General features: G+C 60.7%; 19 protein-coding genes and 3 tRNA genes. 8 read left to right on the top strand and 14 right to left on the bottom strand.

Annotated elements, in window-relative coordinates:
• Positions 1–10 precede the first annotated feature (10 nt).
• Complete coding sequence (locus B5E43_RS13385; RefSeq protein WP_087397512.1) at positions 11–2026, top strand: AAA family ATPase; 2016 nt, start codon at positions 11–13, stop codon at positions 2024–2026.
• Positions 2027–2252: 226 nt separating this feature from the next.
• On the opposite strand, the gene B5E43_RS13380 is transcribed toward B5E43_RS13385, so the two are convergent.
• From B5E43_RS13380 to B5E43_RS13345, 8 genes are all read right to left on the bottom strand, one after another.
• Positions 2253–2328, bottom strand: a tRNA-Val gene (locus B5E43_RS13380).
• A 27-nt stretch (positions 2329–2355) separates the two neighbouring features.
• A tRNA-Glu gene (locus tag B5E43_RS13375) sits at positions 2356–2430 on the bottom strand.
• A 47-nt stretch (positions 2431–2477) separates the two neighbouring features.
• Positions 2478–2554: transfer RNA gene (locus B5E43_RS13370), tRNA-Met, on the bottom strand.
• Positions 2555–2672: 118 nt separating this feature from the next.
• The gene (locus tag B5E43_RS13365; protein ID WP_087397511.1) at positions 2673–2903 is read right to left on the bottom strand and encodes a phage-shock protein; all 231 of its coding nucleotides are present in this window, start codon (positions 2901–2903) and stop codon (positions 2673–2675) included.
• Positions 2904–3044: 141 nt separating this feature from the next.
• The gene (locus B5E43_RS13360) at positions 3045–6728 is read right to left on the bottom strand and encodes a phosphoribosylformylglycinamidine synthase (protein ID WP_087397509.1); all 3684 of its coding nucleotides are present in this window, start codon (positions 6726–6728) and stop codon (positions 3045–3047) included.
• Positions 6729–6806: 78 nt separating this feature from the next.
• On the bottom strand, positions 6807–8315 hold the full coding sequence (locus B5E43_RS13355) for an ABC transporter substrate-binding protein (protein WP_087397507.1): 1509 nt from the start codon (positions 8313–8315) through the stop codon (positions 6807–6809).
• Positions 8312–9139: a peptidoglycan editing factor PgeF gene (gene pgeF, locus B5E43_RS13350; RefSeq protein ID WP_087397505.1), complete on the bottom strand. Its 828-nt coding sequence runs from the start codon at positions 9137–9139 to the stop codon at positions 8312–8314. The genes B5E43_RS13355 and pgeF overlap by 4 nt, the downstream gene beginning before the upstream one ends.
• A 134-nt stretch (positions 9140–9273) precedes the next feature.
• The gene (locus tag B5E43_RS13345) at positions 9274–9486 is read right to left on the bottom strand and encodes a hypothetical protein (protein WP_087397503.1); all 213 of its coding nucleotides are present in this window, start codon (positions 9484–9486) and stop codon (positions 9274–9276) included.
• Positions 9487–9628: 142 nt separating this feature from the next.
• On the opposite strand from B5E43_RS13345, the gene B5E43_RS13340 reads away from it, so the two are divergent.
• The gene (locus B5E43_RS13340; RefSeq protein ID WP_087397501.1) at positions 9629–10492 is read left to right on the top strand and encodes a hypothetical protein; all 864 of its coding nucleotides are present in this window, start codon (positions 9629–9631) and stop codon (positions 10490–10492) included.
• A 53-nt stretch (positions 10493–10545) separates the two neighbouring features.
• On the top strand, positions 10546–10719 hold the full coding sequence (locus B5E43_RS13335; protein WP_087397499.1) for a DUF1540 domain-containing protein: 174 nt from the start codon (positions 10546–10548) through the stop codon (positions 10717–10719).
• A 59-nt stretch (positions 10720–10778) separates the two neighbouring features.
• Here the strand turns inward: B5E43_RS13335 and B5E43_RS13330 are convergent, their stop codons facing one another.
• Genes B5E43_RS13330 through rsxC form a run of 3 tightly spaced genes read right to left on the bottom strand, consistent with a single transcriptional unit; the run spans position 10779 to position 14374 of the window.
• Positions 10779–11366, bottom strand: a complete 588-nt coding sequence (locus tag B5E43_RS13330) for an Rnf-Nqr domain containing protein (protein ID WP_087397496.1) — start codon at positions 11364–11366, stop codon at positions 10779–10781.
• Positions 11367–11399: 33 nt separating this feature from the next.
• Entirely contained in the window at positions 11400–13055 is a 1656-nt protein-coding gene (locus tag B5E43_RS15180) for an RnfABCDGE type electron transport complex subunit D (RefSeq protein WP_158099065.1), read from the bottom strand.
• Positions 13055–14374, bottom strand: a complete 1320-nt coding sequence (gene rsxC, locus B5E43_RS13320; protein WP_087397495.1) for an electron transport complex subunit RsxC — start codon at positions 14372–14374, stop codon at positions 13055–13057. Before rsxC ends, B5E43_RS15180 begins: the two co-directional genes overlap by 1 nt.
• 291 nt (positions 14375–14665) lie before the next feature.
• On the opposite strand from rsxC, the gene B5E43_RS13315 reads away from it, so the two are divergent.
• Positions 14666–16861: an S-layer homology domain-containing protein gene (locus B5E43_RS13315; protein ID WP_143383015.1), complete on the top strand. Its 2196-nt coding sequence runs from the start codon at positions 14666–14668 to the stop codon at positions 16859–16861.
• 51 nt (positions 16862–16912) lie between these two features.
• Here B5E43_RS13315 and B5E43_RS13310 read toward each other — a convergent pair whose 3' ends face one another.
• From B5E43_RS13310 to B5E43_RS13300, 3 genes are read right to left on the bottom strand one after another with little or no spacing between them, the layout of a single operon-like run.
• Complete coding sequence (locus B5E43_RS13310) at positions 16913–18211, bottom strand: Sapep family Mn(2+)-dependent dipeptidase (RefSeq protein WP_087397491.1); 1299 nt, start codon at positions 18209–18211, stop codon at positions 16913–16915.
• Entirely contained in the window at positions 18208–18507 is a 300-nt protein-coding gene (locus B5E43_RS13305) for a Dabb family protein (protein ID WP_087397490.1), read from the bottom strand. The genes B5E43_RS13310 and B5E43_RS13305 overlap by 4 nt, the downstream gene beginning before the upstream one ends.
• 48 nt (positions 18508–18555) lie before the next feature.
• Positions 18556–19398: a hypothetical protein gene (locus B5E43_RS13300; protein ID WP_206407005.1), complete on the bottom strand. Its 843-nt coding sequence runs from the start codon at positions 19396–19398 to the stop codon at positions 18556–18558.
• Positions 19399–19529: 131 nt separating this feature from the next.
• Between B5E43_RS13300 and B5E43_RS13295 the strand changes: the two genes are divergently transcribed.
• The 4 genes from B5E43_RS13295 to efp all read left to right on the top strand — a co-directional run bounded on the left by B5E43_RS13295 (position 19530) and on the right by efp (position 22672).
• Positions 19530–20036, top strand: coding sequence for a YqeG family HAD IIIA-type phosphatase (locus B5E43_RS13295; RefSeq protein ID WP_087397488.1), 507 nt, complete (start codon positions 19530–19532; stop codon positions 20034–20036).
• The gene (locus B5E43_RS13290) at positions 20033–20899 is read left to right on the top strand and encodes a TIM barrel protein (protein ID WP_087397487.1); all 867 of its coding nucleotides are present in this window, start codon (positions 20033–20035) and stop codon (positions 20897–20899) included. Before B5E43_RS13295 ends, B5E43_RS13290 begins: the two co-directional genes overlap by 4 nt.
• A gap of 28 nt (positions 20900–20927) precedes the next feature.
• Positions 20928–21992: an aminopeptidase P family protein gene (locus B5E43_RS13285; protein WP_087397485.1), complete on the top strand. Its 1065-nt coding sequence runs from the start codon at positions 20928–20930 to the stop codon at positions 21990–21992.
• A 116-nt stretch (positions 21993–22108) separates the two neighbouring features.
• Complete coding sequence (gene efp, locus B5E43_RS13280) at positions 22109–22672, top strand: elongation factor P (RefSeq protein ID WP_087397528.1); 564 nt, start codon at positions 22109–22111, stop codon at positions 22670–22672.
• The last annotated feature ends 116 nt before the right edge of the window (positions 22673–22788 follow it).

Raw genomic sequence — 22788 nt, 5'->3', positions numbered from 1 at the left:
AGGTACAAACATGAATAACAAAATGAACCATCCCCTGATCACAGTGGACGGCAGAACCCTGATGGATCGTCCGCTGGAGCCGCCCAATTTTGTGGTGGATACCCTGATCTCTCAGGGTCTGCACATCCTGGCTGGTTCCCCGAAGGTGGGCAAGTCCTGGCTTGCTCTATGGCTGGCGGTGACAGTTGCCAAGGGAGAACCGGTCTGGAACATGACCACCAAGCAGGGCACCACCCTCTATCTCTGTCTGGAGGATTCCGTTCTCCGTATCCAGAACCGGCTGTTTGAGATCACGGAGGACGCACCAAGCAGCGTCCACTTCTGCACGGAGTGCGCCCTCATCGGCCAAGGGTTGGAGGAACAGGTGGACGCATTTCTCGCCGCACACCCCGACACAGTGCTGGTCATCATTGACACCCTGCAGATGGTCCGTCCGGTCCACGACGCCACCTATGCCAACGACTACCGGGATCTGTCCGTGCTCAAGCGGCTGGCGGACAAGCACGGCATTGCCATCCTGCTCATCCACCATCTGCGGAAAGAAAAGGCGGAGGATGTGTTCCACCGGATCTCCGGGACCACTGCTATCAGTGGTGCGGTGGATTCCAGCTTCACACTGGTGGAAGAAAAGCGGGGCAGCGACAGGGCCAGACTGACCTGCGTGGGCCGGGACATCGAATACCGGGAGTTGGAGCTTCGCCGCAGCGAGGAAAATCCTATCCGTAACTGGGCCAACGAACTCCACGCCAAGGACACCAGTAAGAAAGTACGCGCCATCAAGAAGATGCAGGCGGAGCGCGGAGAGCGGCTGGGCGGCAAACCGCCCTACGGCTACAAGAAAAAGGACAAGGACTCCAAGGAGATCATCCCCGATGAGGAAACCGCTCCCATCGTGCGTCGTATCTTTGACCTGTGCGCCGCAGGGAAGGGACCAAACCAGATCGCCAGAATCCTGACCCAAGCGCAGGTGCTGAATCCGACCAACCAGTACTACCAGGCTACCGGAGCTGCCTGTACCAATCTGGATACCACCCGTCCCTACACCTGGTCCGGCAGAACCGTGGCTAAGATCCTGGAAAACAAGGTCTACATCGGGCACACGCTCAACATGAAGAAAACAACGCTCTCCTATAAAAACAAAAAGCAAATCCAGAAACCAGAGAGCGAGCAGATCCTTGTGGAGAACACCCATGAGCCACTCATCTCCATGGAGGTCTGGGAGATCGTGCAGGATGTGCGGGAGCACAAACGGCGGCCGCCCAAGCACATGGAGGAACCCAATCTGTTCTCTGGACTGGTCTACTGTGCCGACTGCGGAAAATACATGGTGCTCTGCCGGACCGAGGAAATGCGGGAGGATCAGTATTATTTCCGGTGCTCAACCTACAGTAAGCGCGGGAAAACCGCCTGCTCACCCCACCAGATCCGTGAGGCGGACCTGAAAGCCATTGTGCTGGATGACCTGCGCAGGGTCACGCACTTCGCACGGATGAAAGAGCGGCAGTTTGCCCAGTACATCAACCAGAGGAACACCGCAGAACTGCGCCGGGAAATCAACCGCCTGCAGAGGGAACTGGATTCCATGCATCGGAGATACGATGAGTTGTCCGTGCTGTTCAAGCGTCTGTATGAAGACAATGTTCTGGGACGGGTGAGCGATGAACAGTTCCGCATGCTGTCCGCAGATTACAACGCCGAGCAAAAAAATCTGTCTGCAACCATTCCGGCCAAGGAGGAACAGTTGGAGAAACTGAAAGCCTCAGCCGCCAATGTGGACGCCTTCATTGAGAAGGCCAAGCGGTACACTACCATTGACGAACTGACGCCGGAACTCCTGCGGCTCTTTATCCAGCGGATCGAGGTGGGAGAGCGGAGCCAAAAGTATTCCCGCTCTGCTGGACAAAGTATCAGGATCGTGTACCGAGACATCGGCAGAGTGGATAGCCCTATGCAGGAAGGTGAGCACATACCGCATATCACAAAGCAGATTACAGATATTGAAGAAATCAAGCGATTGCTGGCATAAAACACAACAGGCGGACAGCTTCCGCTGTCCGCCTGTGTGCCTGACAATTCACAAGGTTCAGAAAATGTACCTATGGGAACTATCAGAACTGACGTGGTTTTTTTCTGGTGGAGACAACAGAGCTCGGATTTGTAACCTGACCCGTTGGAGGGGGTAGCCCGCCGAAGGGGTGTAAGGGTGCAAGGAGATATGGAAAAAGGCCACGTCATCTGACGTGGCCTTTTTCTGGTGGAGACAACAGAACTCGAATCTGTGACCTTCCGCGTGTGAGGCGGACGCTCTACCGGCTGAGCTATGCCTCCATATAGAAGAAACGGCGAAGAAAGAGGTGGTGACCCGGACGGGACTCGAACCCGTGTTGCCGCCGTGAAAGGGCGGAGTCTTAACCGCTTGACCACCGGGCCGTTTTTTCAATATAGAATCGGAACCAAGCGGGTCCGTTGTTTATAAGTGGTAGCGGCAACTGGATTTGAACCAGTGACACCCCGGGTATGAACCGAGTGCTCTAGCCAACTGAGCTATGCCGCCGTGTCTGTCTGTCTCGAACAGGGCAAGAGATAGTATAGCCGATAAGCCCCGAAATGTCAACAGGAAAATCCAAAAAATTTTCGTTTTTTTAAATTCAATTTGGCCTTGCCCGAAACCCTCACCGCAACAGGAGGGACAGGGCAAAGGCAATGGCGGCGGGAGCTAGGCTCTCCAGGCGGAAGGGCTGTTCCATGAGGGCGCGGAGGAGGAGAACCACAGCGGCCAGACGGAGCAGCCAAGGGAGGAACGCCATGGCAATGGCCAGGGGAATGCTAAACAGAAGCGTGATCACAAACAAAACTGGAATGGCCGCCAGGCACACCAGGGAGAGAGCGAGCAGAGAAATCATAAAATGAACTCCTTTCCAACGTTTCATGGGACAAGGGTATCACAGGAGTGTTAAGAGCAAGGGAAAGAAAGATTAAAAAACGCTAAAAATGCAGAAAAATGGGAGCCGGCTTTTTCTGACCGGCTCCCGTTTCCAGCGGAATTATTTAAAATACTCTGCTCCAGCTTCGAAGAGGGGCTGGTGCTTGTTGCCGGGGATGTTGACGCCCACGAAGGGCCCTCGGCGCTCCAGGTGACCCATCTTGCCGAAGACACGGCCGTCAGGGGAGAAGATGCCCTCGATGGCCTCCATTGAGCCGTTGGGATTGATATCAATGTCCATGGAAGGCTGGCCCTTGGCGTCCACGTACTGGGTGGCCACCTGGCCCTTGGCGATAAGGTCGGCAATCACGGAGCTGGGTGCCACAAAGCGGCCCTCGCCGTGGGAAATGGGGATGGTGTGCAGGTCGCCCACCTGACTCTTCAGCATCCAGGGGGACTGGACGGAGGCCACTCGGGTGGTGACATACCGGCTCTGATGACGGCCGATGAGGTTATAGGTGAGGGTGGGGCAGTCGGCATCCATGTCCCGAATCTCGCCGAAGGGAACCAGTCCCAGCTTGACCAGGGCCTGGAAGCCGTTGCAGATGCCCAGCATCAGGCCGTCCCGGTTCTTCAGCAGGTCCATAATGGCGTCGCTGAGGGCGGGGGAACGGAGGAAGGAGGCAATGAACTTGCCCGAACCCTCGGGCTCGTCGCCGCCGGAGAAGCCGCCGGGGAGGACCACCATCTGGGCCGAGCGGATGGCCTTCTCCAGAGCCTGGGCGGACTGGGCTAAAAAGTCGGTAGTCAGGTTGCGCACCACCACGATCTCTGGGTCAATGCCCGCCCGGACGCAGGCCTTGGCGGTGTCGTACTCGCAGTTGGTGCCGGGGAAGACGGGAATGACCGCCTTGGGGCGGGCCACCTTGTGCTTACACACGGCAATGGAGGGCTTGTCCCAGGAGATGGGGGCCACGGCCTCACAGGTGCCGGCCTTGGAGGGATAGACCTTCTCCAGCACGCCCTCATTGAGCTCCATGAGCTCATCGATGGAGGCGGAGTCCTGGCCGATGACGATGGAGGGCTCGGCGGTGGTCATGCCGATCTTATTCACGTGGGGCAGGCTCACTTCCTCCGTGAGTTCGGCCACAATAGAACCGGCCCGGTCGTTCCACCAGGGAGCGCAGGCCTGGCTGTCGGAGGCAAAGCCGATGGAGTTGCCAAAGGACATCTTCATCACAGCTTCTGCTGCACCATTCTCCACTGCCCAGGCGGCCTTTACCTTGCCCTGCTGATGCAGGTCAAGAAGGGCATCCCAGCCCTCTTTCCCATTGAACAGGTAAACCGGGTGTCCGGCCTCTTTGAACTCAGGGGAAAGCACCTGGCTGGCCTTTACCGGGGCAATGGCGAAGGAAATCAGGGTGGGAGGTACATCCTTGTCCAGGAAGGAGCCGGACATGGAGTCCTTGCCGCCGATGGCGGCCCGGCCGAAGATCAATTGAGCTGTCAGAGCGCCCAACAGGGCGGAGAAGGGCTTGCCCCAGCGCTCCGGCTCCTCCCGCAGCTTCTCGAAGAACTCCTGGAAGGTGAGATAGGCCTTTTTGTAGTCGCCGCCAGCGGCCACCACTTTGGCCAGGGAGACCTCCACAGAATGGAATGCGCCCGCAAAGGGATCCTTCATCATCAAATCCGGGTCAAAGCCCCAGGCCATGATACTGGCCTGATCGGTCTCCTGGCCGGGCTCCACGGGGAAGAGCGCGGCCATAGCCTGGGCGGGGGTGCGCTGATTTTGTCCGCCGAAGGGCATGAGGACGGAGGCGGCGCCAATGGAGCCATCAAACCGCTCGGTGAGTCCACGGCGGGAAGCAGATTTCAGGCTGGCGGCCATCTCCCGCAGAGAGCCGCAGCACTGGTCAAAGGGGAAGCCTGCTTCGCTCCGGTTGGGGACGGACACGCTGGCGTGCTTCACTGCACCGTTGGTATTCAGGAAGGCCCGGCTCAGATCGGCGATCTTCTGGCCCTTCCAGTGCATCACCATCCGGGGACTCTCGGTGACGGTGGCCACCCGGTAGGCCTCCAGGTTCTCGGCCTCAGCCGCGGCGATAAACTTATCTGCATCCTCCGGGGCTACTACCACGGCCATGCGCTCCTGGGACTCGCTGATGGCCAGCTCGGTGCCGTCCAGACCGTCGTACTTCTTGCGTACGGCGTCCAGCTGGATCTCCAGGCCGTCGGCCAGCTCGCCGATGGCTACGGACACGCCGCCGGCGCCAAAGTCGTTGCAGCGCTTGATAAGGCGGGTGACGTCGCCGTTGCGGAACAGGCGCTGGATCTTCCGCTCCTCAGGGGCGTTGCCCTTCTGTACCTCGGAGGCCATGGTGGTCAGGGACTTCTGGTTGTGGCTCTTGGAGGAGCCGGTGGCTCCGCCAATGCCGTCCCGGCCGGTGCGGCCGCCCAGGAGGATGACCACATCTCCGGGGGCGGGCACCTCCCGGCGCACATGGTCGGCGGGGGCGGCACCCACCACAGCGCCGCACTCCAGGCGTTTGGCGATGTAGCCCTCGTGGTATACCTCGGCTACGTGGCCGGTGGCCAGACCGATCTGGTTACCGTAGGAGGAGTAGCCCGCCGCGGCAGTCTGGGCCAGCTTCCGCTGGGGCAGCTTGCCCGGGGTGGTCTGGTCAAAGGGCACCCGGGGATCGCCGCCGCCGGTGACCCGCATGGCCTGGTGGACGTACACACGGCCGGACAGGGGGTCACGGATGCAGCCGCCGATGCAGGTGGCCGCTCCGCCGAAGGGCTCGATCTCGGTGGGGTGGTTGTGGGTCTCATTTTTAAACATGAGCAGCCAGTCCTGCTCCTTGCCGTCCACCTGGGCGGGGACGTGGATGGAGCAGGCGTTGATCTCCTCGCTCTCATCCAGCTCGGGGAGCTTTCCCTGCTTCTTCAGGTACTTGGCCCCGATGGTGGCCAGGTCCATGAGGGTCTGGGGCCGCTGGGCAGCCTTTTCCTCTCCATATACTGCCACACGGGCGGCCAGATAGTCCTGATAGGCCGCCTGGACGTTGGGATCGTCAATCTGGATGTTGTCCAGATGGGTGGAGAAGGTGGTGTGGCGGCAGTGGTCGGACCAGTAGGTGTCCACCACTCGGATCTCGGTGATGGTGGGATCCCGTTTCTCCTCATCCCGGAAATAGGACTGGAGGAACTTCAGATCGTCCAGATCCATAGCCAGACCCAGCTTGTCCAGTAGGGCGGTCAGGCCAGCCTCATCCAGGGCGGTGAAGCCCTCCACCGCCTCTACGTGGTCGGGGACGGGGTGGGTACGTACCAGGGTGTCGGGCTTGTCCATGGAGGCCTCCCGGCTCTCCACGGGGTTAATTAAGTAGTGGCGGATCTTGTCCAGGTCGGATTGGGACAGATCTCCCGCCAGGATGTACACCTTGGCGTAGGCGATGAGGGGCCGCTCCACTCCGGCCATGAGCTGGATGCACTGCTCACAGGAGTCCGCCCGCTGGTCGAACTGACCGGGCAGGGCCTCCACCGCTAAAATGGTGTGGGGCTGGACGGGGGTGGGAAAGGTCTCGTCGTAAACCGTGTCCACCTGGGGCTCGGAAAAGACGATGGCCTTGGCCTGCTGGTAGACGGCGGGGTCAATTTGGTCGGCGTCGTACCGGTTCAAGATGGAGACGGAGCGCAGACCGGCAACGCCCAGCTGTTCCTGCAGAGCTTTGCACAGCCCTTGGGCCTCCACATCGAAGCCGGGCTTTTTTTGTGAGTAGCAGCGATAAACACTCATGTCCATTCCTCCTTCCCGCCCCAGAACCCTCCATCAGGGCAGATGGATGCCCGAGGAGGGTTTGGATGGCAGGCTATTTCTCTATTATTGGATAATCCACCCTTCCAGGTGGTGGAACACATTCCCACGGACCGGGTCCAGACCGGACAGACGGCCCCATTGGGTGAGCACTGAACCATTTTTGAAGCAGATCGGGGCAATCGGCACCTGCTGGTTGAGATAGGTGAGCATAGAAGCAGCAGCTGTCGAGCGCGCCTCTCCCTGGGCGGAGCGGAAGGCGGTGAGAAGCGCGTCAAATTGGGCGTCCTGCCAGGCGCCATAGTTGAGGGAACCGGATGAGGAGAGCAGAGCGGACAGATCAAAGTCCGCGGTTAAAACCACCTCACCCACGTAGAGGTCAAAATTTCGTTCGGTCAGGGCAGCCAGGTAGTCCTCGAAGGGCAGTTTGGAGAGGGAGACCTGGAGTCCCGCTGCCTCCAGCTGGTAGGCGATGCGCTGGGCCGCCGCTACCTTTGCGGCGTTTTCGCTGTTGACCAGCAGCTTGATTGGGCGGTTGGACAGGCGCAGATTGTCCAGCGTTTCCGTCAGCCCCTCCGGAGAGTAGGAGAGTGCTTCCGACAAGGAGGCCTGATAAAGGGAGCTGTCCGGGTGAATGGGCAGTGTAGTGGCTACCGCGTGACGGGCAAAATCCACCTGGACAATGGAATCCCGGTCAATGGCCCGGGCCAGAGCCAGGCGGACGGAGGCATTTTGCCCAATGCCGGAGCGGGTGTTAAAGCCCAGATAGAGTAGGTCAGTGGTGGCATAGTCCCAGGTCTCATAGCTGCCGGAATAGCCCAGGGCGTTGGTGCCCATCAGGTCCACATCCACCAGACTGATGTCTCCGGCAGAGAAGGCAGACAGCAGGTCGTCGCTCTTTTCCACCGCCACCAGGGGGATTTCCTGGGCGGGGAGGGATTTATTTTGCCACCAGCCGGTTCGGGCGGTGAGAGAGAGCTGCTCATCCTGGCCGGAAAGGAGATAGGGGCCGGTTCCCAGAGGACGGTCTCCGGAGCCATAGGCGATGGGAATGTCCAGAAGGGCCGGAAGGCTCCCGTTGGGCCGGGAGAGGGTAATGGTCACACTTCCCTCATCACCGGTAACGGCGCTGACGTCGGCCAGGCGGCTGGCGTAGCGAGAGCCGGCCTGCCGGGCCAGATTAAGGCAGTCGGCTACAATCTGACCGGTGAGAGGGGTGCCGTCGGAAAAGGTAACTCCTGAGCGGAGCAGGAACGTCCAGGAGAGCATGTCCGCGCTGGCAAAATAGTTCTGGCACAGCACCGGGGTGGCCTGGAAGGAGGCGTCTATCTCAAACAGCGGCTCATACAGCAGAGGGGCTAGGGTAAGATTGGCCCGGTTCTCCGCCAATACAGGGTGGAAGCTGTAGGAGGGGTAAGCAGCCAGAGCAAAGGGAATGTCCACAGGCTGCTGCTCCTCCTGGGAGGTGGAAGCCGAGCTAGAGGTTTTCTGGCTGGAGGAGGAGTCCTCCGGTGTACAGGCCGCGAGGGTGAGAGCCAGGACGGCAGAGAGGAGAAGGGAAAGAAAACGTGTCATGAGAGTTCTCCCGTAGAAAGTTGGATCATGGCGGCCATGCTGCCTCTCTGTCCGCCCTGAATCCGGTGGGACCAGAACTCATCCAGTTGGCAGGCGGTGCAGGCGGAGGAGACAGCGATGTGGTGGGGAGACAGGCCGGAGCGCTCCAGCCACCGGCGATTGACTCCCTTTAAATCCACTTGGAATTTGCCCTCAGCGGCGCTGGGGCGGATAAAGGGAACGCTGTCCTGGCCCAGGGCGGCCTGGAGGGCGTCAGGGACATCGGCGTGGGTTTCAAAGCAGCAGGGGCCGATGCCCGGTCCGATGGCGGCCAGGATATGGCCGGGGTTACAGCCGTAGCCATGTACCATGGCCTCCACAGCCTGGGCGGCAATCCCTGCGGCGGTCCCCCGCCAGCCAGCATGGGCGGCAGCTACACAGCGGCGGACCGGGTCGTAGAGGAGAATGGGGATGCAGTCCCCGGAGAAAATCGTCAGACAAACACCAGGCACGTCGGTGACCAGACCATCGGCCTCGAACACGCCGGGGGCGGCGGGATCCAGGCAGACGTGAGACCGGGTGACCGGGCGGACCTGGCGGCTGTGGACCTGGTGATTTTTCACCAGGGCGTGGACATCGGTGCCGATAGCAGCACAGAAGCGAGTGAAATTTTCCCGGACGTTGGCGGGATCATCGCCCCGGTTGGCCCCCAAATTGAGGCTATCCCAGGGAGCGGGAGATACCCCGCCCAGGCGAGTGGAGAAGCCGTGGGGCGCGCCCAGCCAGGCGGGGTGGTTGCAGGAATAAAAAGGGACGCCATGGCGCTCCTGTCGGATAATGTCCATGGTCGTCCCTCCAATTTCAGTGTGATATCTTATTGTATCCTAAAAAGCGGTGGCTGGCAACCCGTTACAAAGGAGAAAAGCGTCTATGTTTTCCGGGGAAAGGGGGGCGTTCTGCCAAAAGGAGAAAATAGAATTCAGAGCTTCTGCAGTTCCTGAAGGGTTTCCCGGATGACCTTTTGGGGCACAATAACCCCAGCCATCTCCACCAGCTGCCTCAGGGTAAGGTAGCGAGCGCCCTCCACCATGGGATGCTGGATTAGTTTTCCAAAGCGCCGTTGAAAGACTGCCCGGGAGCGAGGATTGTCCAGCAGCTCTCCTACCATAATGGTTTGATTACGAAGATCCATTGTGTAAGCACCTCCATGCCAGCTTATGCCGCAGAAGGCGGAGAGGAAACCCTCTTCCCTTGACTTTCCAGGTGCGAATCGGTATACTTGACGGGACCTGAACGATATACTGAAATTTGGATCAAAAGAGGAGTTGGCAGCTATGGCAAAACGAAATTTAGCCTCCTTCCTGGCCTCGGCTGACGCCGCTTTGCGGAAAAAGAGAACGGTAGCCACTGTCTATATTTTGCTTCGCTTTTCCGTAATTTTGGTGATGGTAGCACAGTTTTTCAACCGAAATTTTGAAAATGTATTTTTATGTTTGCTCACGTTAATTTTGCTTCTGCTGCCTACTATATTAGAGCGCTCTTTGAAAATCGATTTGCCAAATACTCTGGAAATCATCATCATGTTCTTTATCTTTGCAGCGGAGATTTTGGGGGAGATCCGGGCCTTTTATACCACTTTCCAAGGCTGGGACACCATGCTCCACACCCTCAACGGTTTTTTGTGTGCGGCCATTGGGTTTTCTCTGGTGGACCTGTTCAACCGAAACGAGCGCTTTTCTCTGTCCCTGTCTCCGGTATTTATGGCTATTGTGGCCTTCTGTTTTTCCATGACCATTGGGGTGCTGTGGGAGTTTTTTGAGTGTACTATGGACCAGCTTTTCCTGCTGGACATGCAGAAGGATGCGGTGGTCCACTCCATCTCCTCCGTGATGCTGGACCCCACAGGCGGGAATACGCCGGTGGCCATCAAGGGAATCACCGATGTGATTGTGGTGGCTGGTGGAGAGGAAATATCCCTCGGCTTGGGCGGCTATTTGGACATCGGGATCCTGGACACCATGAAGGACCTGGCAGTGAATTTTGTCGGTGCGGTGGTCTTCTCCTTCATTGGATATTTTTATGTAAAAAGCCGGGGTAAGGGCCGTTTTGCCCGGCGCTTTATTCCTCAGGTGCTGGAGGAAAATTCTTCTGTTGGCACGGATAAGGCCAAGGAGAAAAAAACAGGTAGTCAGGAATAAAATCTGGTGAGGAAGCCCATACTATTGCCATCCAAGTGAGGAGGTAATTGATTATGGATTCCAAGACTTGTAATACCAGCATTCAGTGCAGCGTGTCCAGCTGCGCCCACCACAACACCCCCCATAACTGCTGCTCTCTGCAGTCCATTAAGGTGGGCTGCTGCGGCAGCAACCCCACCAAGTGTGAGGGGACCGAGTGCGCGTCCTTCCAGCTGGGCACCAAGTAAGAGCAAGGCAAAAAGACAGGGCGAAAGCCGTACGGCTTTCGCCCTGTCTTTTTATAAAATCAATTAAAATGCAGTCCATAAAAGCCCACCAGGGACAAAGCCATTAGCCCAGCCGTGATCAGGAGGATGGGGATGCCTCGAAAGCACTTGGGGCAGCTGTCAAAGCTGACCTCCTCTCGCAAGCTGGCAAAGCTGGCTAGAGCCATGGTGGCGCCGATACCACCGAACAGAGCAAAGGCCAGGGCGCTTGCCAGACCGTAGCTGCGCTGGGAGATGAGCAGGGCACTGCCCAGGGCGGCACAGTTGGTGGAGATAGAGGCCAGATTGCCGTCCATACGTCGGGAGAGTTCCGGTAGACAGACCCGGATAAATTTGCGCAGCCCTGCAATCAGTCCTACGATCAGCAGCGTAAGCACCAAAAGCCGGTAGTGCTGCCAGCCAAACCGGGAGAGGAAGAGAAAATCCACCAGCCAGGAACAAAGAGCCCCCAGCACCATCACTGTGGTGAGACAGTAGCCGGTGCGCAAGGCGTCCACCGGGTCCTGAAAGGATTTGGAGCGGGTGCCGATGGCCATACAGTTGACCAGAATAAAATTTTCTGACAGCAGGGCGGCCAAAGCCACACCGGCCAGTTCAATCACGGCCATAATAGCGCCTCCTTCCGGGACTGAGCAGGATGGTTATACTTCACCGTCCACATAGCTTACGTCCCCTCCTTCCGTATTCAAACTGGCCACAATGGCCAGCGCCCGGTTTACTCCGGCCGTAATGGCCTCGGAGGTGGCGGTAGCGCCTGCCACAGCGTCCACGGAGTTGCTGCCGGACAGGCGGATGGTGCCTGATTTTCCAATGTAGCGGCTGAGGGCCTCCTCCGTCATAGCGTTGGTGCCCACGCCGATGGTCTCCTTGTGGTCAGTGACGGCCACTCCGGTGACCTGGCCGTTCAAATCCACGCCTACCTCCATGGTGACCATCCCGCTGAAGCCCTGGGCCTGTACCTCGATGCAGTACCCTACCAGCTCATTATTTTGGCTGTAGCCAGCCTGAATGCTCAAAGCGCCGGGGGCTCGATAGGGAGTCTCAGAGCTGAAGGCAGCCTGGGGCATGACCTGGGCAAGCAGCTCCTGCTGGTATTTTGCCTCAGCCCGTGCAGTATCCAGGTCGGTGAAGCGGTGTACGCCAAAGATCACCAGCACCGCGCATACCAGAACCACGCCAAAGTGTCCCAGGTTCTTGGCCTGGGCCCGGATTTGATCCAAATGCTCCTCCCCCGGCATTTTGCCGCCCTGGAAGAAATGGAAGTGGATGTTGGGCTTCACAAAATGGATTTCAGCCACGTTCTCCCGGGCCTGTTGGGCCCACTGGCGCAAAACCGCAAACCGGCCGGCGCCGAAGCGGCGGGGCATTCCCGCCCGGTCCAGCAGCCAGACGCAGCAGTTCATGGTCAGAATCGCCCAGCCCACACCCTCCGGGTAGGGGCTGTGGGTACGCAGGAGCATGGTGAGTAGACCGCAGCCCACACCGAACATCATCTGTCCCCGGGGGGTGACCGGCGAGGTAGTGGGGTCGGTGGCCAGGAAAAAGGCACCCAGGAGCAGGCCGCCGCTGAGCAGCTGAGCAGTGGCCCACTGCAGGGGGTCTACCGTTTGAGGGTGGAAGATAAGGGCCAGCACACCCATGGTGCCCAGATAGCACAGGGGGATGCGGGGGGAGATCACCCGGCGTAAAATCAAATAGCAGCCGCCCAGCAGCACCATAAAGGCGGACACCTCACCCAGACAGCCCCCCCGTTGTCCCAGCAGCATCTGGCCCAGAGAGAGGGGCGGCAGGGAGCCGTCATGGAGGTAGGAGAGGGGGGTGGGAGAGGTCACCGCATCCACACCCCAGAGGGGGAGCCAGTCCATGGGCTGGGTCCAGTTGGTCATCAGAATGGGGAAGGTGGCCAGCAGCATCCGGCCGGCCAGGGCGGGGTTCATAAAGTTCTTGCCCAGGCCGCCATAAAACTGCTTGACAATAATGATTCCAAAGGCCGAACCCAGAACGGGCACCCAATAGGCGGCATTGGCGGGCAGGCTCATAGCCAGCAGGGCCCCAGTGACGCAGGCGGACAGGTCCCGGATGGTATCACTTTGGTGGGTGAAGCGGCGGTAGGCGTACTCAAACAGGACGCTGGAGCCGATGGAGATGGCGGTGAGCAGCAATACTCTGGGGCCGAAGAAGAACACAGCCATAGCCAGAGTGGGAATCAGAGCCACCAGCACGTCGGACATCATAGACCGGGTGGTGGTGGGCTGGCCCACCTGAGGAGGAAGGCGCAGAGAACGAATGGAATCCATCAGTCCAAACCTCCTTTTTCCAATAACTCCCGGGCCTGACGAACCCGCTCCAGGAGAGGAATCCGGGCCGGGCAGATGTAGGAGCAGCAGCCGCACTCAATGCAGTCCTGAGGATGGAGCTTGGGCAGGCGATGGAGCTCATTGAGCCGCAGCGCCCGGCTGATAAAGGAGGGGGCCAGGTGCATAGGGCAGCTGGTCACACACTTGCCGCAGCGGATGCACACGGTCTCCTGGCTCTGCTGCCGCCGCTCCAGGGCGGTGAGGCAGACCAGGGCGTTGGTGCTTTTGATCACCGGCGCCTCCAGATTATGCTGGGGGGTGCCCATCATGGGCCCGCCGGTGAGGACCAGACAGGGAGTTTCCCGCAGTCCGCCTGCCGACTGCAACAGGCAGCTGAGGGGGGTGCCGATGGGGACCCACAAGTTGCGGGGGCGGGCCACCGCTCCTCCCGTGACCGTGACAGCCCGATGGGTGAGGGCACGGCCTCGGAAGAGGGCGTCCTGGATGGCGAAGACGGTGGCCAGGTTAAGCACCACACACTTCACATCCAGCGGGGCACCTCCAGGAGGAACCTCCCGACCGGTGACGGTTTGAATGATCTGCTTTTCCGCCCCCAGGGGATAACGGGTACGTACCGTGCACAGCTCTACCTTTCCGCTGCGCTTGCGCAGGCGGCGCTCCACCGCCTCGGCGGCATTGAGCTTGTCCCCCTCCGTGACCAGCACCGCCCGCTGAGCTCCGATGGCACGGGCGATGGTCTGGGCACCTAGAAGGATTTTGTCACTGCGTTCCAGCAGCAGCCGGTGGTCGGCGGTGACGTAGGGCTCACATTCGGCGGCGTTGATGATCAAGGTGTCCGCCTTGCCGGCGGCCCGGCGCAGCTTTTCGGCGGTTGGATAGGCGGCGCCTCCCATGCCAGCAATTCCGGCCTCCCGCACCCGGGCCAGGAGCAGGTCCAGGGTGACCCGCGTGGAATCCAGAGGTTGGGGGCGGCCGTCCCAGGGGGTGTCCTGGCCGTCATTCTCAATTACGATGGCGGCGGAACGTCCGCCCCAGGGGTGGGGGCGCTCTTCAATGGCCAGCACCCGTCCGGAGATGCTGGCATGGGTGGATACGGCCAGGTCCACACCCGCGGCCACCGGCTGTCCCACCGCTACCCGGTCCCCGGGCTTCACGGCAGGGACCGAGTCTCCCTCCGAGCTCATGGCCAGGGGCAGAACGACCTGCTCCGGGGCATATTCCAGCCGGGCAATGGGTTTGCGCCGGGTGCTCTCTTTATAGGGGGCGGGATTGACACCGCCGAAAAAAGAACGTCTCATGGCATAACCTCCCCGCCCATCCCTCCGCCCCGTGGGGACAGAAAATGGGCACGGCAAATTTCATACAAAACTAATCATAATCCCAACAGGCGGGATCTGTCCAGAGAGTTTCGAAAAAGTTCACATTTTGTTGAAATTTTGGGGAGAAAACCGGGCGAAAACTGGGAAAACGGCGAAGGAATAAAGAAGAAATAAAGAAGAGAAGACTTATGCCCTTAGCTTATTGAAAAGGGAGAAAAAGAGAGTATAATGAACGGTAGATTTTTGTTGGAAAGGGAGAGATCCACAAACATGAAGACAAAGCGTATCATCCGTCGCGTGGCCAGCCTGGCGCTGGCCGTGGCTCTGACGGCGGGGCTTTGCTGTGCTCCGGCGTCGGCCTATACCTATCCATCCGCCTACTGGGCGCTGCACAGTGCCTGGGAAGAGGCGGTCAACGCCAAGAGCACCTCCCAGGTGATCTCGGTGGCCCAGCAGACCTATGACCTGCTGATGAAAGAGTCCATTTGTGCGGACATCTGCTACAACCTGGAGCCCAAATGTGCCCGGGCCTCCTGGTGCGCTGAGATTCAGGGCGACCTGGACGGCGCCATCACCTGGCTGGAGCGGCAGCGCACCTTCGCCTCCTGGCTGGACCAGAATGTGCGGGATTACAGCGATGCCCTCATCAACATCGAAGCCCGGCTGAAGTACCTGGAGAGCGCCCGGAACGTGAAGGTCTATGCCCAGCAGGACCAGGGCGGCAGAAGCTACTCCGGCTCGGGCGCGGCGGTCAACGGCACCTACTACGGCTCCGCCGTTACCGGTAGCCAGAGCGGGGAGTCGGCCGTGCTGATGTATGTCACCTTCGGGGACAGCTACTCGGTGGACTACTGGCTGGACTACTACAGCCGTACCTTCCCCAAGTTTGAGCAGGCCATCAACAACGGCGGCGTAGTGGAGATCGCCTGGAACTTCTCCTCGGAGAGCACCGCCGGGGCCCAGCAGGTCCTCTCCTCCGACAGCTACATTTCGGAGTCCCTGGCGGCCATGGGCGATCTGAACGCCACCGTGCTGCTGCGCCTGGGCGCGGAGATGAACAACTGGTCCAACTGCGACAGCGCCACCTACATCCAGGCCTTCCAGAAGGTGGCTGCCCAGGCCCACAAATACCCCAACATTAAAATGGTGTTCTCTCCGGCCACCGTCAGCAACCGGAATGTGACCATCGACCAGTTCTATCCCGGTGACGCCTACGCGGACTGGATTGGCGTGTCCGCCTATCAGACCAGCAACTATGCCGGTGAGGCCACCTCCTACTCCTTTGATGCCACCAACTACGGCAACGACGCCTACTACTACCGGGGCCTCTACGCCGCCGATCCCATGCCCACTCTGGCCGATGTGGCGGAGCTGGCCCAGAAGCACAATAAGCCTCTGATGATCAGCGAGTGCGGCTTCTCCTACACCGGAGCCTCCGGGGATCAGACGGCCTATGCCGTGGACCAAATGAACAAGTTCTACTCCTATGTGAACATGGTCTACCCCCAGGTGAAGGCGGTATTCTACTTTGACAACAACATCTCCGGCTCCACCTACCGCTACGCCCTGGCGGGCAATTCCTCCCTCCAGGCGGCCTACACCTCCGCCATTGAGCAAAACGGCTCCTACCTGGCCTGGGGCGAGGACTCCGCCCCTGTGTGGGTGCCTCTGGAGCAGGTGACCGGGGAGCAGAGCGGCTCCCTCCGGCTGGCCACCTATTCCGTCTTCCCCGGCAAGAGCGCCACTACCGTGACCTACTATGTGGATGGAAAGGCCATGTACTCCAGCAGCAAGGCCCCCTATTACTATGACCTGAACCTGGCCAATCTCTCCGCCGGGACCCATAAGGTCACAGTCACTGCCTCCGGCGGACAGTTCAGCGAGACCAGCCAGTCCTACACCATCACCGTCCCCGCCGGTCCCCAGGTGCCCTCCAGCTGGGCTGCCGCCCTGGTGAGCGAGGCCCAGGATAAGAACCTGGTCACCCAGCGGGTGGAGGACGTGTATCAGGACCAGATCACCCGCCTGCAGTTTGCCGATCTGGCCGTCAACCTCATTGAAGAGGTGACCGGAGAGGAGATCGTCCCCGCCGACGTGTCCTTCACCGATACCAGCGAGGTGGTGGTGGCCAAGGCTGTGGCAGCTGGCGTGACCTCCGGCAAGGGGGAGAACACCTTTGCCCCCAACGATAAGATCACCCGTCAGGAGATTTGCGTGATGCTCAATAAGGTGATCCAGTACGTGGACGCAGCCAGGGGCACCACCACCCTGGATAACACCAGCACCCAGATGGACGCCAAGTTTACCGACACCGCTTCTATTGCCTCCTGGGCAGTTGACTCGGTGGCTCTGCTGACCAACAACGGCCTGATGTCCGGCAAGGACGGCGGCCGGGTGGCCCCTCTGGACAACACCAAGGTGGAGGAGGCCATTGTCCTCATCCTGGCGCTGTACAAGCAGTTTTAACCCTTCCGAAAGAAAAGGACCCCCGGCCAAAAGGCCGGGGGTCCTGGTTGTTTAATAGGGGGAGGGAAGCTGTGCCAGGCGGAGAATGGCCTGGCGGTAAATCTCCCGCAGCAGGAGGAAATCTTCCAGAGCGATGGATTCATTGGGACGGTGCTCCGTGGGCTCACGGCCGGGGAGCATGGGGCCGAAGGCGGCAATGTGCTCCATGGCCTTGGCATAGGTCCCGCCGCCCAATCGCATGGGCTGGGCGGCACTGTCGCCAGTGACCTGGCGGTAAGCATCCATGAGGGCGGTGATGAGGGGGCCGTCCTGCTCCATGTATACCGGCTTCTGGTAGTATTCCAGCATAGTATCCACCCCAAAGGGGGCGGCCGATGCCTGGATTTGGCTGAGAATGTCCTCCGCCGTGGTACAGGCGGGGTAGCGGATATCCAGCCAAAATACGATCTGGTCCTCCAGGGTACGCACCTTGCCCACATTGACGGTGAGCGGGCCCAGCTGGCTGTCCCGGCAGGCGCAGCCCAGACGCTCTCCGTACAGGTCGTGTCCAATGCACCGGTTGTACCAGTCGGCCACGGGGAGTCCGGAGAGCTGCTCCATCAGCTTGGAGATGGCGTTGTCTCCCTCCCAGGGCTTGCTGCCGTGGCAGGACCGGCCCCTGGCCTCCACCCGTTGGCCGTTGACCTGGGCAAAGCAGCGGTCAGCCCCCACATTTTCCGCCTGTCCCCCCTCCAAATACTCCACCCCGGAGGAGGCCAGGGGGAGGGAGAGCTGATAGGTGGCAAAGCCCTTCTCGCCGTAGATGGCGGGGAACATGCCGTCGGGCGTGAAGCCGAAGACGGGGGCCTGCTGGGTCTGCCGGTAGTGCTCCATGTCCGACCAGTCGCCACCCTCCTCCGCCAGTCCGAAGATGATGCGGACGCGGCGTGCCAGAGGGGCGCCGGAATCCAGCAGATCCTTCATGGCGTAGATGCAGGCGATGGCGGGCCCCTTGTCGTCCACCACCCCTCGGCCGTAGAGTCGGCCATTGGCCTGGGTCAGGGCGAAGGGCGGGTAGTCCCAGCCCTCTCCGGCGGGGACAACATCCAGGTGGACCAGCGCGGCGGCCAGATCCTCCCCCTGCCCGATCTCGGCCCAGCCCACCTTGCCTTGGCAGTTCTGGGTGCGGAAGCCCAGAGACTGGCACAGGCGGAGCACATAGTCCAGGGCCTGGGCGGAGTGGGGGCCGAAGGGATGGCCCCCTTCCGGGCCTGACGTCACACTGGGGATGGAGAGCAGGCCGTGGAGGGCCTGGAGCATGGAGGGAGCCTGACCCACCCCATCCTGCCGTTCAAACGAAGGACCGCTCATAGAGAAAAGTCGCAGCAGCGGCGGTCGCCGAAGCTGGCCTTCAATACGCCCGCCGCCGCCAGGTGGTCAGGGTGGTTCTGGTAAGCGGGCAGGTCCTCCTCCTTCTCCACCAGGGAGTAGAGCACCAGGTCACAGTTGCTGCTGTCCAGAGGGGGACAGTAGGCCCGGATGTCCACCAGGCAGGGGATCTTGTCTTTGAGAGCCTCCAGGCGGGCGACGATGTCCTTGCCGGCCTCCTCCCGCTGGGCCTGGGTCAGCTCCGGCTTAAAATTCCAGGAAACAAGATGGCATACCATAGAACGGTTCCTCCTTTGTGTATCTAGCAGACTAAAGAGCTAAAGCTGTCATACGCCCCCATTGTACCCCATGCCCTGCCGTCCCGTCAACGGTCCTTTTTCCGGGGAGAGGGACAGGCGCTGCAGGCCCAACTGCTGGGCGCAGCCCTCCGCCTCGGCCCAGGGGATGAGGAAGGTGTGGATGCCCGCCTGGCGGGCCACCTCCAATTTCCTTCGCAGGGTGTCGCAGTCGTCAAAGAGGACAAAGTGGGCCCCGGTTTCCCGGCTCATATAGGTGAAGTACCGGGCGCACAGCTCCCGGGAGAAGAAGACGGAGGGACGCAGCTGATCCAGCCGGCTTTGCAGCTCCTCCCGGCTCAGAGGGGTCCCGCTGCCCGAAGGGGAGGGGAGGAAGAAGTCCTCCGCCGCCCGCTCCAGGGCCAGCACCGTCCGTTCCCGGCCAAACCGCTCCACCGCCTCCTCCAGGCGGGCCGAGAGGGAGCCGCCGGACAGGGCGGAGGGGATCATCACCCGGGCGTGTCCGGTGCATGGTCCGTAGGCCTCCGGCACATACAGCGCCAGTCTCCGCTGGGAGAAGGACCGGTCCAGGTGGGCGGCAATCTGTTCCAGAGGAGGCAGACGGCCCTCGAAATCCAGTACGCAGCCGGAGAAGTTTCGGGCCTGACATTCCCGCAGAATCTCCTGGCACAGGGGGGCGATGGAACCAAGGCCGTCAAAGTCCTGGTTGTCCACCACCATAATGCCGCCCCGCAGGGACATCTCGCCTCCTGAGCGGTATAGATGGGGCCCTCGGCCGATGCGGTAGGCCAGGTGGGCGGGTGTGACGTTCCAGCCCCGCAGGGCCCGGAGCTGCTGAGGCGGGACGGTGATGAGAAAGGTATCTTTGGTCATGAACGGCTCCCCCTTGTCCAAAATCCGTGGATGTGATATGATACTCACCAGCCGCCAACCTAATTTGGCGCCCGGTCAATCCACCCTATGCCGGGGGACGGCCGGTTAGAACAAAAAAGGAGGACACCTGCGTGCCCTTTTCACCCATTCCCCGGGGGGTGTACCCCTCGGTGACGGAAATCCAACCAAAGCAGCTGGCCCGGCGGGGCATCAAGCTGGTGCTGGCTGACCTGGACAACACCCTGGTGCCCTATAAGGTGCCCGAGCCCACCCCGGAGATCGTGGCCTGGAAGCAGGAGCTGGAGGCGGAGGGCATCCAGCTGTTTCTCCTGTCCAACAGCCGCAAGCCCGGGCGGGCCCAGCACTTTGCCCAGACCCTGGGTATCCCCTTCCAGGGCCACTCGGGCAAGCCCAAGCGGAGTGGCTATCTGCGGGCCATGGAGCGTATGGGCTGTACGCCGGAGCAGACCGTGATGGTAGGAGACCAAATTTTCACCGATACTCTTGGTGCCAACCGCTCGGGAGTAGTGCCGTTGCTGGTGCGGCCCATCCGTCTGGCGGGCAATCCGGGGCGGTATATCCGCTATGCCGTGGAAACTCCCTTCCGTCTGTTGGGGGAGAGGAGGCCCTTCCTATGAGCGCCCGGTTTGGCCCCGCGGGCAACAGCGAGAGCTTTTCCAAGGTCCACAAGTCCTCTCTGGTCGCGCCGGGCTGGATTGCGGGGCTGGGCCTGGACTGCTATGAGTACCAGTGCGGCAAGGGCGTCCATGTGGGGGAGGAGACAGCCCGGGCCCTGGGAGAGAAAGCCCGGGCGGCGGGAATTGCCCTGTCCCTTCACGCTCCCTACTTCATCAACCTGGCAAACCCCGACCCGGAGTCTCTGGAAAAGACCATCGGCTATATCACCGGTGCCTGCCGGGTGGCCCAGTGGATGGGGGCGGACCGGGTGGTGATCCACTCCGGGGCCCTGATGAAGCGAACCCGCCGCCAGGCCTTGGATATCGCCCTCACCTCCCTGCGGCAGGTGATTCGGGCCTGTGACGACCAGGGGTATGGAGAGATCGCCCTGTGCCCGGAAACCATGGGCAAGATCAACCAGCTGGGGGATCTGGAGGAGGTACTGGAACTGTGTACCCTGGATGAGCGGCTGGTGCCCTGCATCGACTTTGGACACCTCTACGCCCGTTCTCTAGGGGCTGACCAGGGGGCGGAGGTGTTTGAGCGGATGCTCAGCCGGGTGGAAGAGGTGCTGGGAGAGGAGCGGGCCAGCCGTTTCCACAGCCATTTCTCCCACATTGAGTTTACCCCCAAGGGGGGCGAGAAGTGCCACCGCACCTTTGCCGACGACGGGGGGTTCGGTCCGGACTGGTCTCCTCTGGCGGCGGAGGTGGCCCGGCGGGGCTGGTCCCCCACCTTCATCTGCGAGAGTGCGGGCACCCAGGCAGAGGACGCCCTGACCATGAAGCGGGAATATACAAAATGGCTGGAAAACGCCGAATAACGGGAAATGTTATGGAGGAGGGTTCGAAATGAACCATTTGACTCAGATTGCGGCCAAGCTGCCGGAGTACGGCCTGGATGCCATGCTCATCACCAGCGAGGCCGGCGAGCGCTATGCCCTGGGCTTTCACGGGGAGGGGCTGCTGCTGGTGACCCGGGAAGGGGCCCACTATACCACGGACGGGCGGTACATTGAGGCCGCCCGGGAGCAAGTGACGGGGACAGAGGTCTGCCTGGTGTCTGCCGGCAGCGGCCATCTGGCCCAGGCCCGGGCCTACGTGGAGGAAAAGGGGCTGCACAACGTGGGCTTTGAAAGCGGTAGTATGACGGTGGATGCCCACCGGCGCTATACCCAGGAGCTGCCCTGTATCCTCACTCCCGCCCAGCATCTGTTGGACCGGCTGCGGGCGGCGAAGGATGAGGAGGAGCTGGACGCCATGCGCCGGGCCCAGAAGGTGACCGACGGGGCTTTTAAGGCGGTTTTAGACTTTATCCGGCCGGGACTGACCGAGCGGGAGATTGCCGCCCGGCTGGTCTATGAGCTGCTCAGCCGGGGTGGGGAGAAGGTGTCCTTTGACCCCATTGTAGCTGCCGGAGCCAACGGCTCCCGCCCCCACGCCGTGCCCGGGGACCAGGTGGTGGATACGGGAATGTTCATTACCATGGACTTTGGGTGTAAGGTGGACGGATACTGCTCCGATATGACCCGGACCGTGGCTCTGGGTCAGCCCTCCCAGGAGATGGAGGAGGTATACGGGGTGGTGCTGGCGGCCCAGCGGGCGGGCATCAACGCGGCCCGGGCCGGGGTGACGGGCCGGGAGGTGGACGCCGCCGCCCGCCGCATCATCCAGGAGGCTGGCTATGGAGAGTATTTCTCCCACAGCTTTGGCCACTCCCTGGGCCTGGAGATCCACGAGTCCCCCAACGCCAGCCCCAGCGAGGGAAGCGTGCTGCCGGCGGGGGCGGTGATTTCCGCCGAGCCGGGTATCTATCTGCCGGGACGGTTTGGCGTTCGCATTGAGGACGTTTTGATTTTGCGGGATGGGGGCTGTGAGGACATTACCAACTCCCCCAAGGACCTGATTGTTTTGTAAACGGGGAAAATTTCCAAGGGGAATGGGTCAATTCCCGTCAACCCCCTTGTCAAAGCGGGGAAAATAGGGTAAAATAAATCAGCTAACTAGAATAATGGAGGATGATTCCTATGCCAATGATTTCCGCCAGCGATTTCCGCAACGGCGTGACCTTCGAGATGGACGGCAAGGTCATGCAGGTTGTTGAGTTCCAGCACGTCAAGCCCGGCAAGGGCGCTGCCTTTGTCCGTACCAAGATGAAGAACATCATCACCGGCGGCGTGACCGAGACTTCCTTTAACCCCACCGCCAAGTTTGAGCAGGCCTTCGTGGAGCGCAAGGACATGGAGTACAGCTACAACGACGGCGACCTGTACTACTTCATGGACATGGAGACCTATGACATGCTGCCCATCAGCAAGGACCTGCTGGGCGACAGCTTCAAGTTCGTCAAGGAGAACATGAGCTGCAAGGTCATGTCCTACAAGGGCAGCGTCTTCGGCGTGGAGCCCCCCAACTTTGTGGACCTGGAGGTCACTGAGACCGATCCCGGATTCAAGGGCGACACCGCCACCAACGTGACCAAGCCCGCCATTCTGGAGACTGGTGCTGAGATCAAGGTGCCCCTGTTCATCAACCCCGGGGACAAGATCAAGATCGACACCCGCACCGGCGAGTACCTGGAGCGCTGCAAGGCTTAAGCGCCCGAGCCCGCGAACAGGGGAGCTTGGAGCGGAGCGACGGATACAAACCAAGCGGACCTGTGGGCTGCTGTTTGTATTCGGAGTCGCAGCGAAAGCGACCCGGCCGTGAGCGT

The organism is Flavonifractor sp. An100 (assembly GCF_002161175.1).
Lineage (GTDB): Bacteria > Bacillota > Clostridia > Oscillospirales > Oscillospiraceae > Lawsonibacter.
The sequence above is the reverse complement of the archived record's forward strand: the minus strand, read 5'-3'. Positions and strand labels throughout refer to the sequence as shown.

Coding starts and splice junctions, on each gene's coding strand:
- B5E43_RS13385 (WP_087397512.1), top strand. CDS start 11: ATGAATAACAAAATGAACCATCCCCTGATCACAGTGGACGGCAGAACC.
- B5E43_RS13365 (WP_087397511.1), bottom strand. CDS start 2,903: ATGATTTCTCTGCTCGCTCTCTCCCTGGTGTGCCTGGCGGCCATTCCA.
- B5E43_RS13360 (WP_087397509.1), bottom strand. CDS start 6,728: ATGGACATGAGTGTTTATCGCTGCTACTCACAAAAAAAGCCCGGCTTC.
- B5E43_RS13355 (WP_087397507.1), bottom strand. CDS start 8,315: ATGACACGTTTTCTTTCCCTTCTCCTCTCTGCCGTCCTGGCTCTCACC.
- pgeF (WP_087397505.1), bottom strand. CDS start 9,139: ATGGACATTATCCGACAGGAGCGCCATGGCGTCCCTTTTTATTCCTGC.
- B5E43_RS13345 (WP_087397503.1), bottom strand. CDS start 9,486: ATGGATCTTCGTAATCAAACCATTATGGTAGGAGAGCTGCTGGACAAT.
- B5E43_RS13340 (WP_087397501.1), top strand. CDS start 9,629: ATGGCAAAACGAAATTTAGCCTCCTTCCTGGCCTCGGCTGACGCCGCT.
- B5E43_RS13335 (WP_087397499.1), top strand. CDS start 10,546: ATGGATTCCAAGACTTGTAATACCAGCATTCAGTGCAGCGTGTCCAGC.
- B5E43_RS13330 (WP_087397496.1), bottom strand. CDS start 11,366: ATGGCCGTGATTGAACTGGCCGGTGTGGCTTTGGCCGCCCTGCTGTCA.
- B5E43_RS15180 (WP_158099065.1), bottom strand. CDS start 13,055: ATGGATTCCATTCGTTCTCTGCGCCTTCCTCCTCAGGTGGGCCAGCCC.
- rsxC (WP_087397495.1), bottom strand. CDS start 14,374: ATGAGACGTTCTTTTTTCGGCGGTGTCAATCCCGCCCCCTATAAAGAG.
- B5E43_RS13315 (WP_143383015.1), top strand. CDS start 14,666: ATGAAGACAAAGCGTATCATCCGTCGCGTGGCCAGCCTGGCGCTGGCC.
- B5E43_RS13310 (WP_087397491.1), bottom strand. CDS start 18,211: ATGAGCGGTCCTTCGTTTGAACGGCAGGATGGGGTGGGTCAGGCTCCC.
- B5E43_RS13305 (WP_087397490.1), bottom strand. CDS start 18,507: ATGGTATGCCATCTTGTTTCCTGGAATTTTAAGCCGGAGCTGACCCAG.
- B5E43_RS13300 (WP_206407005.1), bottom strand. CDS start 19,398: ATGACCAAAGATACCTTTCTCATCACCGTCCCGCCTCAGCAGCTCCGG.
- B5E43_RS13290 (WP_087397487.1), top strand. CDS start 20,033: ATGAGCGCCCGGTTTGGCCCCGCGGGCAACAGCGAGAGCTTTTCCAAG.
- B5E43_RS13285 (WP_087397485.1), top strand. CDS start 20,928: ATGAACCATTTGACTCAGATTGCGGCCAAGCTGCCGGAGTACGGCCTG.
- efp (WP_087397528.1), top strand. CDS start 22,109: ATGATTTCCGCCAGCGATTTCCGCAACGGCGTGACCTTCGAGATGGAC.